The organism is Vibrio sp. 10N.222.52.B12 (assembly GCF_002875385.1).
Lineage (GTDB): Bacteria > Pseudomonadota > Gammaproteobacteria > Enterobacterales > Vibrionaceae > Vibrio > Vibrio jasicida.
The window spans coordinates 51464-66509 of the sequence record NZ_MDAW01000102.1 but is presented as its reverse complement, the minus strand read 5'-3'; the positions used below and the strand labels follow the sequence as shown (position 1 = coordinate 66509).

11 protein-coding genes are annotated in these 15046 nt (G+C 44.9%); 8 read left to right on the top strand and 3 right to left on the bottom strand.

Features of this window, described 5'->3' with window-relative positions:
* Positions 1-43: 43 nt before the first annotated feature.
* Entirely contained in the window at positions 44-2869 is a 2826-nt protein-coding gene (locus tag BCT11_RS07110) for an Hsp70 family protein (RefSeq protein WP_102387752.1), read from the top strand.
* A 351-nt stretch (positions 2870-3220) separates the two neighbouring features.
* Here BCT11_RS07110 and BCT11_RS07100 read toward each other — a convergent pair whose 3' ends face one another.
* The gene (locus BCT11_RS07100) at positions 3221-3415 is read right to left on the bottom strand and encodes a hypothetical protein (RefSeq protein WP_005377692.1); all 195 of its coding nucleotides are present in this window, start codon (positions 3413-3415) and stop codon (positions 3221-3223) included.
* An 86-nt stretch (positions 3416-3501) separates the two neighbouring features.
* Here BCT11_RS07100 and BCT11_RS07095 point away from each other — a divergent pair, with 86 nt between their 5' ends.
* Positions 3502-4188, top strand: coding sequence for a DNA-3-methyladenine glycosylase I (locus tag BCT11_RS07095; RefSeq protein ID WP_005377694.1), 687 nt, complete (start codon positions 3502-3504; stop codon positions 4186-4188).
* Positions 4189-4272: 84 nt separating this feature from the next.
* On the opposite strand, the gene BCT11_RS07090 is transcribed toward BCT11_RS07095, so the two are convergent.
* Both BCT11_RS07090 and BCT11_RS07085 read right to left on the bottom strand, forming a co-directional pair.
* Positions 4273-5250, bottom strand: a complete 978-nt coding sequence (locus BCT11_RS07090; protein WP_102387748.1) for a Gfo/Idh/MocA family oxidoreductase — start codon at positions 5248-5250, stop codon at positions 4273-4275.
* 11 nt (positions 5251-5261) lie between these two features.
* Positions 5262-5549, bottom strand: a complete 288-nt coding sequence (locus tag BCT11_RS07085; protein ID WP_042601318.1) for an antibiotic biosynthesis monooxygenase — start codon at positions 5547-5549, stop codon at positions 5262-5264.
* 103 nt (positions 5550-5652) lie between these two features.
* Here BCT11_RS07085 and BCT11_RS07080 point away from each other — a divergent pair, with 103 nt between their 5' ends.
* The 6 genes from BCT11_RS07080 to lodB all read left to right on the top strand — a co-directional run bounded on the left by BCT11_RS07080 (position 5653) and on the right by lodB (position 14772).
* Positions 5653-6528 carry a LysR family transcriptional regulator gene (locus BCT11_RS07080; RefSeq protein WP_038878725.1) on the top strand — a complete coding sequence of 292 codons (876 nt, stop codon included), beginning with the start codon at positions 5653-5655 and terminating at the stop codon, positions 6526-6528.
* Positions 6529-6860: 332 nt separating this feature from the next.
* Positions 6861-7352: a type II secretion system protein gene (locus BCT11_RS07075; RefSeq protein WP_045421390.1), complete on the top strand. Its 492-nt coding sequence runs from the start codon at positions 6861-6863 to the stop codon at positions 7350-7352.
* A 271-nt stretch (positions 7353-7623) separates the two neighbouring features.
* Positions 7624-9363 carry an ABC transporter transmembrane domain-containing protein gene (locus BCT11_RS07070; RefSeq protein ID WP_102387747.1) on the top strand — a complete coding sequence of 580 codons (1740 nt, stop codon included), beginning with the start codon at positions 7624-7626 and terminating at the stop codon, positions 9361-9363.
* Between the two features lie 2 nt (positions 9364-9365).
* Positions 9366-11144 (top strand): ABC transporter transmembrane domain-containing protein, encoded by a 1779-nt coding sequence (locus tag BCT11_RS07065; protein ID WP_102387746.1) that lies wholly within the window; start codon positions 9366-9368, stop codon positions 11142-11144.
* 335 nt (positions 11145-11479) lie between these two features.
* Positions 11480-13666 carry a CTQ-dependent lysine 6-oxidase LodA gene (gene lodA / locus BCT11_RS07060; RefSeq protein WP_102387745.1) on the top strand — a complete coding sequence of 729 codons (2187 nt, stop codon included), beginning with the start codon at positions 11480-11482 and terminating at the stop codon, positions 13664-13666.
* Positions 13666-14772: a lysine-epsilon-oxidase maturase LodB gene (gene lodB, locus BCT11_RS07055; RefSeq protein ID WP_198593924.1), complete on the top strand. Its 1107-nt coding sequence runs from the start codon at positions 13666-13668 to the stop codon at positions 14770-14772. Before lodA ends, lodB begins: the two co-directional genes overlap by 1 nt.
* Positions 14773-15046: the final 274 nt, after the last annotated feature.

Sequence of the window (15046 nt, the reverse complement as noted above, 5' to 3'; positions counted from 1 at the left end):
CGGCATCCAATCGGGTGCCGTTTTTAAATACACGAAGGTTTGTATGGCATCTCCTCGTTTTCTTGTTGGTATTGACCTTGGCACCACAAACACTGTGGTGGCGTATTGTGAAATCACCGACAACCTTGAACAATCCGAAGTATCCCTATTCGACATCGACCAATTGATTGGCCCGGGTGAAGTGGTTCGTAAACCATTGCTGCCCTCTTTCCGCTATCACCCTGCGGTTGGTCAAATCTCCCCTTCTGACCTAACACTCCCTTGGGAAAGCGAACCTGTATCTGGCGACATTAGTAATGTGATCGTGGGTGAATGGGCTCGTGAATTAGGCGCTAAGGTGGAAGGGCGTCAGGTATCCAGTGCTAAAAGCTGGCTATCGCACCAAGCAGTGGATCGTAGCTCAGACATTCTTCCTTGGGCTGGCGCGCAAGACGTAGATAAAGTCTCTCCCGTCATTGCCAGCGCAAGCTACCTCAACCACATTCGTCAAGCATGGAACTACCGTCACCCTAGCAACAAGCTAGAAGACCAAGATGTGGTTGTGACCGTTCCAGCGTCGTTCGATGAAACCGCTCGTAAGCTCACGCTTGAAGCTGCACAACTGGCAGGTTTGAAAAAAATCGTCCTGCTCGAAGAACCACAAGCCGTATGTTACGACTGGTACGCACGCCACCAGCAAACCGCAGCTGATGAGCTCAAAGAGTTGCCACTTATCCTAGTGTGCGATGTGGGCGGAGGGACCACCGACTTAAGCTTGATTGAAGCAAGTTTCTCTTCTCAAGATGAGCTAGCCCTTGACCGTATTGGTGTTGGCGAACACTTGATGCTTGGTGGTGATAACCTCGACTTAGCATTAGCGCACCTTGCGGAAAGCCGCCTTTCTCAAAATAAAGGGGAACAAAGTAAGAAGCTCACTGCAGCAAGCCTGACTAAGCTGATTCAGCAAACTCGCAAGGCGAAAGAAAACCTACTTTCAGCGAGTGCACCTGAAGAAGTAAAAATCACCATGCTAGGCAGCGGCTCAAAACTTCTTGGCGGAACAAAGAGTATTGGGTTGAGCAAACAAGAAGTGCACCAAATCGCTTTGGATGGCTTCTTCCCACTTTCTGATTTCAGTGAAGTGCCAGACAAACGCCGCAGCGCCGTTGTTGAGTTTGGTCTTCCATACGTCGCTGACCCAGCAGTGAGCAAACACGTTGCCGAGTTCTTAACCACGCATCAGCAAGTGTCTCGTGCCGCTCTTGGCATTGAAGACGACAAACAAAATGCCATTCCAGTCGGTTTGCTACTCAACGGTGGCGTGTTCAACAGTGAACTTGTGACTGAGCGTGTCACTACCCTACTGTCCGATTGGCGCGGCGCTCCGGTTACGGTACTAGACAACCCACATCCAGATTGGTCTGTTGCGCTGGGTGCCGTTGCATTTGGTAAAGCACGTCGTGGCGCACAACTTAAAATTGGTGGTGGCGCAGCGCGTTCTTATTTCTTGCATCTTCAAGAGAAGAACAAGATGGGCAAAGCGCTCTGTTTGCTTGCAAAAGGTACAGAAGAAGGACACGAGATACGCTTAAGTGGTCGTCGCTTCTCGCTTACCCTAGGTGAACCTGTTCGCTTTAACCTGCTAACTTCTACCCACGACACCTTAACCAATAACACCGCTATTCAAAACGGTGTGATGGTTGATGTTGACCCCGACTTATTTGCTCCTCTGCCACCTTATATCACCACTCTCGAGGGTGAAGGCGCCGAACTGCAAACCAACCAGAAAGAGCGCGTAGAAGTACAACTGGCGTGTCAGTTGACTGAAGTCGGCACACTTAAGATGGAATGTGTCAGCGCAGAAGACGACAGCAAACGCTGGGAGCTGGAATTCGAAGTTCGCAACAAACAAGCCGACGACAGCGAACAAGTTAAGCTTCATCCTAAACTGAACGAATGTAAGGAGCTGATCGCTCGCCTTTACAGCGGTAATAAGAAAAGCGCGGAAAGCAAAGAGATCAAAACCTTAGCCAAAGATCTTGAGAAGAAACTTGGCAAGCGTGATGAATGGGATTTCACTACCCTACGTCAACTGTTCGATACCTTTGCACAAGGTCGTAAGCGTCGCCGTCGTTCTGAACAACACGAGAAAAACTGGCTTCGTTTGGCAGGTTTTGCACTGCGTCCGGGCTTTGGCGATCCAACCGACTCATGGCGCATTGAGCAAGTTTGGGGTCTCTACCAGCAAAACATTCAGTTTAAGAACCATCAAGGTTGGACTGACTGGTGGGTATTCTGGCGTCGTATTGCAGGTGGCTTGAGCCAAGAGCAGCAAGAGACCATCTTGGCGGACATCGCGAAATACCTACATCCTGGTGCGATGAAAAACCCACAATCCGCCAAAGCAGCGCAAGACATGGGTTACGAGTCGATGGTTCGTTTGTCTGCCTCTCTAGAGCATCTAGAAGTCGAAGACAAAGTTCTATTGGCTACGTGGTTCTTGAGCAAAGCCATCAACCATAACCAGTTCGAACAAGCACACTGGTGGGCAATGGGTCGCTTGGCATCGCGTACGCCTTTGTATGGCAGTCAGCATAACGTCGTTCCTCGTGAACAAGCGGAACAGTGGTTGCCTAAGCTGTTAGAGCAGAACTGGCAGAAAGAGCCAATGATCGCTTTCGCAGCCGTAATGATTTGTCGTAAGACGGGCGACCGCCTATTCGATATCTCAGACGACTACCGTGAACAGGTACTGGCTAAGTTGAAGCAAAGCAAGGTACCTGAATCTTGGGTATCATTGGTTGAAGAAGTCAAAGAGCTATCTGAGAGCGAATCGAAGCGTATCTTCGGTGATGCACTCCCAAGCGGTCTGACGCTGGTAAATAACTAAGCTCCCATGCTTATAAACGCAACAAAGCCCTTCGAGTGAAGGGCTTTGTTTTATCTGATTCTACTTGCTGACGAAAGTCGACTCATAAGGGTCTGTTGATCTTTTGCGGTTAAATTTTGTTCGAGATAAAAGCGTTTTAATCGCGGCGAGAGGTTTGTAGCCTAGTTATTCTAAGCAAAATCCTCTCAACAAAGAGTAAAACGCTTTTAGCCGAACCCGTCGGGCAGCGTTTGTGGCTCCTTTCTACTGCGTTATCGGCTTATCAGGTAGGGCAACTACATTTCAAAGCCTCTGCCTTGTATAAAGAACCCACAAACTGCTGCAAAAATCAGCTCAAAAGGTCAACAGACCCTAATTCATTTCCGTATTGATTACCACATCACGCGTTTCATTATCCATATCACTGATGCCGACAACTGAGATTTCACGGTCAGATAAATTCTCAATCATGCTGTCTTCCAACCCACCGTCCGTCATCCACGCATAGAATTTTTCTGCAATACGATCCGAACCTTCTCCGACAAACGTTAATGTGACCTTCTTCATTTGTGACACTCCATCAATTTACGATTCAGCCACTTAAGCGTAGTATGTTTCGCAAATATCGACATAAACTAGGACTAACTTCTTTTATGAGTATCGAAAAATTTGACGCGATTTATCAGCGCGCTGCTGAGCGTAAAGGTGGTGAAGATCAACTTGAAGCGCTTTTGTCTCATCCACTAAGCAAAGAAGAATTGGCAGCGATTCCCGACGACCGTTGGCTGGCCGCTTTTTCGATGAAAGTATTCCAAAGTGGGATTTCGTGGAGCGTGGTTCGCAACAAGTGGCCGAACTTCGAAGAAGTGTTCTTTGGGTTTAAGATTGAGCCGCTATTGATGCTGTCGGATGAGCAATGGGAAACCAAAGCAACAGATAAACGCATTATTCGCCACCTCACTAAAGTCATGTCGATTCCTGCTAATGCTCGTATGATCCACGAAGCAAAAATCGAATACGGCTCGTTTGGCAAAATGGTTGCCGATTGGCCACAAGAGAAAATCACCGACCTATGGGCATATTTGAAGAAACGCGGTAATCGCCTAGGTGGAAATACCGGCCCTTACACACTTCGTCAAATGGGCGTTGATACCTTCATCTTGTCTAGCGACGTTGAAGCTTACCTGCGTAATTGCAAGATCATTGAAGGTGGCAAAGATACGAAGAAATCGCTCGATGCCACCAACAAAGCGTTTGTTCAATGGCAACAAGAAAGTGGTAGAAGCCTGTCTGAGATCAGCCAAATCATTGCGTTTAGCACCGGCGATAATCGCATTTAATCCAGACTGAACACAAAATAGAAACGGCGCACTAAATATTGTATTTAGTGCGCCGTTTTTATGTTCATTGGTTCAAATACACACTTACTTTGAAGCCAGTGACTCCCACTCCGTCAGTAGCTGCATGATTCGGTGAGAATCTTCCCATGTTGCACAAGGGTTTTCTAACGAGGTACGCCCCTCTTCAACCGCTTGGCGAATATTGCGCACTTGATAGAAGAAAGCATCCCCAGCTGCCGGTACAGACACTTCACGCTTCGACGTCTCGTAAATTTCCACACTAAACTGGTTTTCTTGCGTTGGTAGCCATGGGTTTGAATCTAACGTAATACAACCTTTGCTACCCAGAATGGTGAATTGGTGTTTCAATCCGTGATCTTCGGCAGTGTGTACGCTCGCCGTTTGTTGCTCACCGAATTGCATCATCAAGTTCGACTCGCAGATGTTCCCATCGTTACCTCGTCGGCCAATCGCCGTCATTGAACGGCTCTCAAAGGTTTGTTCACCCAACATGGTTTTCACCACCAAATGCACCAATGACATTGGGTAACAACCTAAGTTATACAAAGCACCTTTACTGTCTGGATTCACAAACTGTGCAATCGACGCAATATAAGAAGTATGAATCGAGCGAAGTTCACCAATCTCTCCCGATTTAAGCACCGAAACCAACTCGCTGCTCAACGGGTGATGCAAGTACATTAAGCCTTCAGCAAAGAATACCTTGTGCGTTTCGACTGCTTTTAGTGCCAACTCGGTTTTTTCCATATCTACCGACAGTGACTTTTCACACAGGATCGCTTTCCCCTGCTCTGCCGCTTTAACGATAAAGTCATGATGAAGGTGATTTGGCAATGCGATGTAAATAATGTCGACTTGCTCATCGGCAATCAACGCATCGTAATCGTTGAACGTATTCTCGATGCCATATTGCTCAGCGAATGTCTTTAAGTTCTGCTCCGAACGCCCAGCAACCGCGTACAGTTCACTCTTGTCATCGCCTTGGATTGCTTCAGCCATAACACCAGAGATAAAGCTTGTGCCTAAAATACCCCATTTCATGTTCACGTCTCCTATTGAGCTTGGGTTTCGAATGCTTGGACTAACTCCGCCATTTCAGCCGCAATAAACGCTTGTGTATGCGGCATAGCAAAATGCGCTTCAATCGCGGCACGGTTTTCATATCGCTCCCAAAGAATCACACGTTGTGGTTCTTTCGAATCGTAGGTCGCATTCGCTTGCAAGCATCCCGCTTCGCTTTGCATATCAAGGCAAAATTGTTCGATGGCTTCAACCACTTGTTGTCTTGGCTTATCGACATTCATTTTCAGCTCGGCGGTAACAAAAATCGTCTCGCTCATGATGGCTCTCTTTCTCCATTCTTAATCATACGTCCACTGTAATTAACCTCATTTGATTGATAAACTCTGCTTTAGTTATTTCTTTATCAACTCTGAGTGTGCAATGGATAAATTAACAAGCATGAAAGTTTTCGCTTACGTGGTCGAACATGGCAGCTTTCGTAATGCTGCACACCACTTTGATATTTCACCGACCATGGTTGGCAAGCACGTGGGCTTTCTTGAGCAAAGCTTAGGTACACAGCTAATTCATCGCACCACGCGCAAACAGTCCCTAACCGAAGCTGGTAGACTCTACTATCAAGAGTGCCACCGCATTATTGAAGACATCACCAACGCAGAGAACCTAATCCAGACGCTGATTAACCGTCCAACCGGAACAGTAAAAGTTAACTGCCCTGTCACTTATGGTAAAAAGGTCATCGCCCCCATCGTGGCTGACTTCTTAGCTGAATTTCCCGATTTGAACATTGAGCTGATGTTGGATAACAACTTGATTGACCCATATCGAAGCGAAGCTGACGTGATTATTCGAATCGGTGAATTGGTCGATTCGTCGTTAGTCGCGAGAAAATTGGGTGAATACCACATGACTTATTGCGCCTCACCCTCTTACCTTGAGCAACATGCCCCTATCCAATCGCTTGATGACCTTGAACACCATCATTGTTTGGGGTTTCAGTATCACCAAGGAGAAAGCCAACAAGTGGTGAACATGCCATCTAATACCTTTGGAAACAGCAACACCCGATTAACGTCTAATAATGGCGATGTGCTTAAGTTTGCCGCGTTAAAAGGCTCTGGTGTTCTTCTGCAACCAAAGATCTTAGTTGAACAGGAAATCCAATCTGGTGCCTTGGTAGAAATTCTCCATCAACATGCTCCCAAGCCAAAACCGATCCACCTGCTTTACCGTTCAAAACAGCTTTCCCTTAAAAATCGCACGTTTGTCGATTTTGTTCTTTCTGACACTAACTAATCCACCTCTCGTCGCCAAAAGCCGATTTCATTTACCATGACAAACTTCGCTGGTACATCAGTGATAAAAATGTCAAATTCATCAGAGGGTGTGCACGATTGAGGACATCATCTTCAACACCTTATTCCAACGTGTGTTTCACCTCTTCTTGTTGAGAGAAGACTTACTTTTTGTGTGAGAATGAATGAATTTCTTCTGTAATTTTAAGCAACTTGTTTAATAAACAAGAACCATGTTATTCATCCAAAAACTTCATTCTTTTTCAATCCTCTCCCAGCCATAATTTTGCTCCAGAATAGCAGACGATAAAAATGCAAATTTGGAGGTTGGCTGTGCGTAATACAAAAGGTTTTACACTGATAGAATTAGTGATTTGCATCGTCATTCTTGGCGTATTGAGTGTCGTCGCATTTCCCAAGTTTCTGGACATTCAAAAGGATGCGAGAGTCGCCGTGCTTTTTGGGGCACGTGAAGCTTTAATGACAGCAAATAATCAGGTGTACGCTAAAGCCGTTATTCAATCTCAAGAGCAAGTCGATTCAGGTGATCTTAAAAACATCGACTTGGACAATGATGGTGTGAACGATTTGATTGGTTATTACGGTTATATTAAGAATGTGATTCCCGCTCATGATTTAGCAGGATTTGATCCGCAATTAACGATCAATCGATGGTATGGGGTTGAAGACGAAAATGAACCCTATTTCCTCATCGGTTTTGCTAACAAGCCTGTAGACATCTTTCACCTTTGCTATGTTGAGGTATACTACCCACATACAGCCGGTGGTCAAATAAAGTACGAAATTAAAACTGACGACTGCTAAAACGCCTTAAAATGGGCTTCAAGAGACTTACTTTTGAAGCCTTCCCTCTTTTACACGACAGAAACCCGCAAAACCAAGCATTAACATAAATTTCACAATATTTTGTTACATCCGGTCCTTACAGAGATAGATAAAGCTCTAAATCAATGCACCATGACAAAATCGACACATTGTATTGTTTTTTATTTCGCTCAAAAATTATGCTTGTAAACTCATCATTTCGCTCAATAATGGTTCCATAATAAATTCAATCATTTAAGCAGGAGGCGAAATGCGAATATTCTGGCAATTGCGTTGGTATTTTCGACAAAAGTGGAAACATTATGTAGGTTCAATCCTATTATTTGCTGTCATTTCCGCCCTGCAATTAATTCCTCCCAAAGCGGTTGGTATTATCGTTGACGGTGTCGTCGATAACACGCTAGAAACCCGTACCTTAGTCATGTGGTTATTGGGCCTTATCGTGTTGTTTTTTGCGATATATGCCTGTCGAATACTCTGGCGTATATGGCTATTTGGCGCGAGTTGGGAATTAGGGACCATTTTGCGTAATCGCCTGTATCGTCACTTGTCGACTCAACCTCCTCGTTTCTTTGAGCGTTTTAAAACTGGTGACCTCATGGCCCGAGGCACTAATGACGTGCGTAATATCGTGATGACCGCTGGAGAAGGTGTACTAACGGCAGCTGACTCACTGATTACTGGCATTGCAGTACTGATTGTGATGGTCACTCAAGTCAGTTGGAAGCTCACTGTCATGGCGTTGTTACCAATGCCATTCTTGGCGGTAATTATCTTCTTCATTGTTCGTATTCTTCATAAACGCTTTAAAATTGCTCAAGAAGCCTTCTCTTCAATGTCAGATATGACGCAAGAATCTCTCAATGGCGTTCGCATGTTGCGTGCTTTTGGATTAGAAACCCAAGAGCAACAACGCTTCGAAGACGTCGTTGATGATACAGGCGCAAAGAACATTGCAGTTGCAAGAGTGGATGCTCGTTTTGATCCTGCCATCCAGATTACCATTGGTATGTCATTCTTCCTAAGTGTGGCTTCTGGCGCTTACTTGGTAGATAAAGGCGACATCACTTTGGGGGACTTAACCGCATTTACCATGTATCTCGGCTTAATGATTTGGCCAATGCTGGCCTTTGCATTTTTGTTTAATATTCTTGAGCGTGGCTCTGCCGCTTGGAATCGCCTACAAGAAATCTTCGATGAACAACCTGAAATCATCAGTGGTGAGAAATCGTTAGGTAAACAGCCATTACCATTGAACATCAAAATTGATGAATTCTATTGGTCTAAGAATTTACCCGCCGCACTAACCGATTTATACGTCACATTAGAACCTGGAAAGATGTTGGGTATTGCGGGACCGGTTGGTAGTGGCAAATCAACGCTGCTGACTCTCTTGCTCCGTCAACATGATATGGATAATGGCACGATTCAGTTCGGTGACATCAACATTAAAGATGCCGTATTACCTGAGTGGCGAAATCGTTTTGCCGTCGTTAACCAAAGTCCTTTCCTATTCTCTAAATCGATCTTCGACAACATCGCTTTGGGTAATCCAGATGCGTCGAAAGACGAAGTCTACCGCGCGGCAAAATTGGCGTGCATCCATGACGATATCGAAAAGTTTCCCGAAGGTTACCAAACCGAAGTGGGCGAAAAAGGTATTACCCTTTCTGGCGGTCAAAAGCAACGTATCGCGATCGCTCGTGCGATGTTATTAAATGCTCAGGTTCTCGTGTTGGATGACGCACTGTCTGCCGTAGATGGCCGGACAGAACATCAAATACTTAAGAACTTAGAAACTTATTATCGTGACCAATCGCTGATTGTCATTGCCCACCGCCTAACGGCTCTAGAGGCGGCTGAAGAAATCATCGTACTAAACCACGGTCACATTGGAGAGCGCGGACAGCACAAAGCGTTGCTTGAACGTCAAGGCTGGTACGCTGAAATGTATCAGTACCAAAAACTTGAACAGGCAATGGAGGACTAATCATGAAGCAATCAACAACATTTAAGCGGTTAATGTCTTACCCATTGTCTCAGCCAAAGCCAATGATTAAAGGGCTTTCTCTACTGTTTATTGCGGCGTTAGCCAGTGCCGGTGGGCCTTGGTTGATCCAATACTTTATCGATGAACATATTGCCAAAGGCGACTACTCGCGCGATATTTTGATTTCGCTCGCGGCTGGTTACATCGCTTTGCAAATCATCTCCGCGACCTTCCAATACTTTCAGTCGCTACAATTCAGTATTGTTGCAACCGATACGATAAAAACCATTCGTAAACAAGTTTTCTCTGGTGTCATCAAACAACCGCTATCGGCATTCGATTACACACCTGCAGGGAAGCTGGTTTCTCGCATCACTAACGATACGGAATCGCTTCAGCAGTTTTATGAACTGCTTATCGCGACGGTGGTGAAAAATGTTGTCATGATCTTAGTCATGCTTGGCGTAATGACTTACATGAGTTGGAAGTTAACACTGGTTGTGTTGGTACTACTGCCTATTGTCGTTGGCTTTATGTACCTATTCAAACAGCTGAGTACCGAGAACTACCGCAACATGCGCGATTTGCTCACCGATATCAATGCGAATTTAAGCGAATCAATCCAAGGGATGAGTGTTGTTCAGCTCATGCAACAAGAAGTGCGTTTTAACAAACAGTTTAATGACCTAACCGAGCAGCACTTGGTTGCTTCTAAAAAGGTGATTCGTTTGAATGGCTACTTATTGCGCCCGTTAATGGACTTGTTAGCGGGCCTCGCCCTACTCTCTTTGGTGGCTATCTTTGGTTTCAACGGTATCGAACTGATTGGTGTGGGTGTGCTTTATGCGTTCATCAGTTATCTTGCTCGCGTTACCGAACCTTTAATTGAGATGACTCAACAATTGGCACTGCTTCAGCAAGCGCTCGTATCAAGTGAACGTGTGTTCGAATTGATCGATGCGAAAGAGCAAACTTACGGTGATGATCATCAGCCATTAAGAACTGGATCAATTGAGCTTAACCACCTGACTTTCAGTTACGACGGAAAACAAGACGTATTGAAGGACATTTCTTTAACGGCCAACCACCAAGACTTTATTGCGCTTGTTGGTCATACCGGAAGCGGCAAAAGTACCCTAGCGTCCCTGCTAATGGGTTTCTACCCAGCAGAGATCGGTGAACTGCTCATTGATGGGCGTCCATTAAAGTCGTTAGGTAAAGATGTCCTTCGTAAAGATGTGGCCATGGTTCAACAAGATCCGCACATTCTCCCAGCAAGTGTGCGAGAAAATATATCTCTGGGTAGACCAATGGAAGACGCTCAGATTTGGGATGCTCTTGAGAAAGTCGGATTAGCTGAACAGATTCGTCGTTATCCTAATGCCTTGGATACGCAACTTGGCCAAGGTGAAACCAATCTTTCGGCAGGCCAAAAACAATTGCTTGCACTCGCGCGCGTATTAGTAGCGAAGCCAAAGATTCTTATTTTGGATGAAGCGACTGCGAACATCGACTCGGGGACCGAAGCGTTGATTCAGAAGAGTCTAGAAGTACTTCGCCAAGACATGACACTTGTGGTGATTGCCCACCGTTTATCGACCATTTTGGATGCAGATAAGATCATCGTCTTACACCATGGTGATTTGGTAGAAAGCGGAACCCATAAAGCACTATTGAAGCAAAATGGTCGTTACGCGCAAATGTACCAACTTCAACAAGCGAACCGCCATATTCAGCAAATTGAAGAAGAGGACGATAAGCAGTTCGAGGAAGCTGTTTAAACAGCCTATACGACAAGCCAATACTGACTTTAAAGCCCGTTAGCTATGCTACGGGCTTTATATTTTAAGGTCTATGAGAAACTAAAGAAACGCCGTAATAAAACATTAAAGCAATACCATTTATATGGCCAAATAGGCTGCCCACCATAACCCACCAGCTGTAACATAAGCCCTCATCACCCAATCGAATGCCTCATTAACTGATACCAAACTGATACGGATACTTTTATCTCCCTCTTATAACTTTTCTTAGTCACCAAAAAGTTTGGTGCTAGCACGTCACCCTACCCACTGGCGGCATAACAATAAAACTGTTGGCTAAAAAAGGAAAAATCATGAATATCTCAATAACCCCGTCTGTCGGCGTTGCTCGATTAGGCAACTCTGAGCGTGAAGATTTTATACTCAATCCTACAAAGATAGGCGGTTTACCCTATGAGTGTTGTTTAGATGGGCAAGACAACAGAAATTTCGGCCTCCCTAAGTCCGAAGTCACTAACTTCAAAGATCCTGCTGGTCGTGTTCGCCGTCAAGGCCAAGTGTTTAAAATCTATGACGACAGTGATGAAGAACTTACGCTTGACTCACCAAACATCGAGAAAATAGTTTGGGCAGTTCACTTAGCAAATAAAAAAGCAGCTTGGTATGAGTTCCGAGAGTTGAACGGCAACTTACTGTACGGAGAAGCAAACAGCTACGATGCTAGAGATGTGCCTTTTCGCAACAAAACTGAGAGCAATCGACAATCACTTATTATCGATCCTGGACCAAGAACTATTGCTGGACGAGCGTCTGGCCCTGTCGAATTCGATCAAAGCTCCGTCCCCGAAAGTTATAAGCATGCTTCGTTTCCCAATAACCCTGTAACAGGTGGAGAACTAGTAACCAGCCTGGGCACTCTTTTTACTGATGCAATGGGAAGGCTGATCGTACTCGGCGGATATGGAAAATCTGGCGGTACCACTGAGCTCGAAGGTTACGGTGGTGGTGATGGTTGGCATGACGACATATCTGATGGTTCAGTAACGGCCTTTGTGAAATTCAATGACGGAACAACGCAAACTTTAGAAGCTTGGATTGTCATTGGCTCTCCAAACTTTGCTCCAGAAATAGTTAATATTTCAACGTTAAGTGACACAATGTTCGATGTTGGCGTACGTCACTTTGATCTCGTACCTGACCTTTTCACCGATGGGAAGTTCGATCATAATTTCATCGCGAACTTCAATCGAGATATTAAGCCTATCATTGACCGAATGAGTCAGTATCAATGGGTGGCAAACGTACAATCGATGAGTGCATTCTTTTGCAACCAGTTTGACTATCGCGATAATTCTGAGCGTAATAAACCACAGCGTCAGAAATACTATCAGTACTTCCGTCAGCTCGACAAAACCGTCATTGGTGACAATCACCAACCGCAGCAAGAGCTATTTGACAATCCAGAGCCTGGCGATTTACTGCCCCTCATGCCTCTCAATTCAGGAAGTAATTCGGTCTCCAGTGCTAACGCTTACAGCCTTGAAGATAATATCGTTCAGAAGTTTCTTGCTCTCGACGAAACACAGATGTTCATGCTGAAACAATGGGCAGATGGCAGGTTTAACCATGATGACAGCAGCGAAAGCTTGGTAAACCCGATGAACCAAGCCAGTGTTGGTAACTGTGTCGGTTTACCGATGTGTCCCGGCATTGAAGTCACCTGGAACCTACAGAACAAAAATGTCTACTGTGCGCCCTATCAAATAAAACGCCATCAAAATGGCCTCTATTACGCTGAAAATGGGCTAGACCCAAAACGTGATGAGTGTGAAGGAGGTGGATGCGAGCCTGGGGATCTAACAAAACGCATGGCATGCCCTTGGCAAGCCGATTTCTTTAACTGCACAATTCAGGAAATCAATTTTACTCAACCAGAAGTCAATAAAGCAATTCAGAATGAATCTACAGGAGCGGTGACCCAATATTCATGGGAGGGCATGCCGAGTTCAGTCGAAATTCCTAATACTTATGAAGTCACTCTAGACTCTTCGAGCTCAGAAAACGGGCAACCTCTCCCGCCGACTTACTTTAGCTATTGGTGGCCACCACAAAGCCCTTGGAATGTATTAGCTGGCGAATTTTCTCTGGAAGGACAACTACAAAATCATGTTGCCGCTGGTAAGCAAGTTAACTATGCAAGAGGACTCAACAGCTACTCACAAATGATCGAGCACTGGTCAGCTCTCGCCTTTATTCGTGATAGAAACGTAAACAACGAAGGTTTCCCTTTCTTCACAGAAACGGAACGAAATAATGAGCTGTTCGAGTTCAAATCAGTGAAAGTAGGACAAATTACTGGCAATCCTCAAGATAACGAAACAGAGTTCCCAATATTTTTCATTAATGACAATCGCGAGTTCCTGCTCAGACACAAAACAATCAAAGGCAAAAAAATGGCAGAGTATCTGGAGCAACGTGCTTTTAAACCAGTCAAAACCAAAAACATTCAACCTCGTTCTGGTACCAAGCTAAGGGGATAATGATGCAGATGACATATGACGTCATCATTATCGGAGGCGGCCCAGCTGGGGCTGCCTGTGCTCTAGCAATGATGACACATCACAATAAATCGGTTCTATTACTTGAACGCGGAGATTTTACAGCTCAGCGTATAGGTGAACAAGTAACGAGTAGCGTGTTCGACTTTCTCGATTACCTTAAACTCAACAAATCAGATTTCCCCGATGGCTGCTTTGGTCATAACTATGGAAAAACCAGTTTATGGGGGAGCCATGTTGAGAGCCCTCACGAAAGTATTTTCACGCCACAAACGACAACGTATCAACTTAATCGTGAAGCATTCGATGAAACTCTTTTGATGGCTGTTGTTAACCAAGGCGGAATGGTAATTCCTCGTTGCCAACTGATGGATGTAGTTAACGATGGCCACGGATGGCAAGTCGAAACAACACATCCGACTCAAGGAGTCGTCACTTTTTCAAGCGAATATATCGTTGATGCGTCTGGACGAAACACGAATCTTGGAAAAAAGCTCGGCATACAAAGAGCCCAGTATGATCAGCTCGTCGCCATTGGCGCATTCATCCAAAGACCCAATCGTCAGTTTGAACAAAGGCAGTTCATCGAAAGTTGCGAATCTGGTTGGTGGTATTGCGCTGGTCTTTCGAAAGATCTTGCCGTCGTCACCTATTTTACAGATATGAAACTGGTGAAGTCTAACAGACTTAATAGAGTAGATAATTGGTCCACCCAATTGAAACACACTCATAAAATATCTTCACTTGTCCAAGGCTCTCAAAGCATGCACTCCAAACTGTGGATCAAACAAGCTAGTAGTGAAATCACAAGCTCTTCCTACCCTAACAACTACATTGCAATTGGTGACGCTGCTGCCTCCTATGATCCGATATCATCCATGGGGCTAGGATTTGCTTTGAGCAGTGCATGTCATGGCGCTCAAGCGTTAATGGAAGGAACCCGAGAAGTTCACAAAAAATACCAAGCGAGTTCTCGTGTCTTGTTTAATCAGTACCTTCAGATCAGAGCAGATATTTATCGAAGAGAACATCGCTGGTTAAATTCCCCATTCTGGAAGGAAAGGCAACGAATGGTACTCTGTGATTGATAACGGTTTAATGAACAGTTAACAGATTACCATCACACAGTCCCCAAATTGGGCATGCACAACCTTATTCAGAAGCCAACCTTTAATTGCTGGCTTCTGAACTTTTCTAGACAAGTCATTTCATTACGAATCAGCGACTTTAAACCGAAATAAGCAGACAGGTATAGAGACCAATCAAAAAGTATTGATAGAGGAGCGTTTCTACAATTTGATTTATATGCATACTGACTCATAATGTTACTTCCAAAAGTAGAATTAATTTCATTGATGGAGT

What these genes read in the sequence shown, in the direction of transcription:
- lodA (WP_102387745.1), top strand. Translation starts at nt 11,480, where the DNA reads ATGAATATCTCAATAACCCCGTCTGTCGGCGTTGCTCGATTAGGCAAC.
- BCT11_RS07090 (WP_102387748.1), bottom strand. Translation starts at nt 5,250, where the DNA reads ATGAAATGGGGTATTTTAGGCACAAGCTTTATCTCTGGTGTTATGGCT.
- BCT11_RS07070 (WP_102387747.1), top strand. Translation starts at nt 7,624, where the DNA reads ATGCGAATATTCTGGCAATTGCGTTGGTATTTTCGACAAAAGTGGAAA.
- BCT11_RS07085 (WP_042601318.1), bottom strand. Translation starts at nt 5,549, where the DNA reads ATGAGCGAGACGATTTTTGTTACCGCCGAGCTGAAAATGAATGTCGAT.
- BCT11_RS07095 (WP_005377694.1), top strand. Translation starts at nt 3,502, where the DNA reads ATGAGTATCGAAAAATTTGACGCGATTTATCAGCGCGCTGCTGAGCGT.
- BCT11_RS07080 (WP_038878725.1), top strand. Translation starts at nt 5,653, where the DNA reads ATGGATAAATTAACAAGCATGAAAGTTTTCGCTTACGTGGTCGAACAT.
- BCT11_RS07100 (WP_005377692.1), bottom strand. Translation starts at nt 3,415, where the DNA reads ATGAAGAAGGTCACATTAACGTTTGTCGGAGAAGGTTCGGATCGTATT.
- lodB (WP_198593924.1), top strand. Translation starts at nt 13,666, where the DNA reads ATGATGCAGATGACATATGACGTCATCATTATCGGAGGCGGCCCAGCT.
- BCT11_RS07110 (WP_102387752.1), top strand. Translation starts at nt 44, where the DNA reads ATGGCATCTCCTCGTTTTCTTGTTGGTATTGACCTTGGCACCACAAAC.
- BCT11_RS07065 (WP_102387746.1), top strand. Translation starts at nt 9,366, where the DNA reads ATGAAGCAATCAACAACATTTAAGCGGTTAATGTCTTACCCATTGTCT.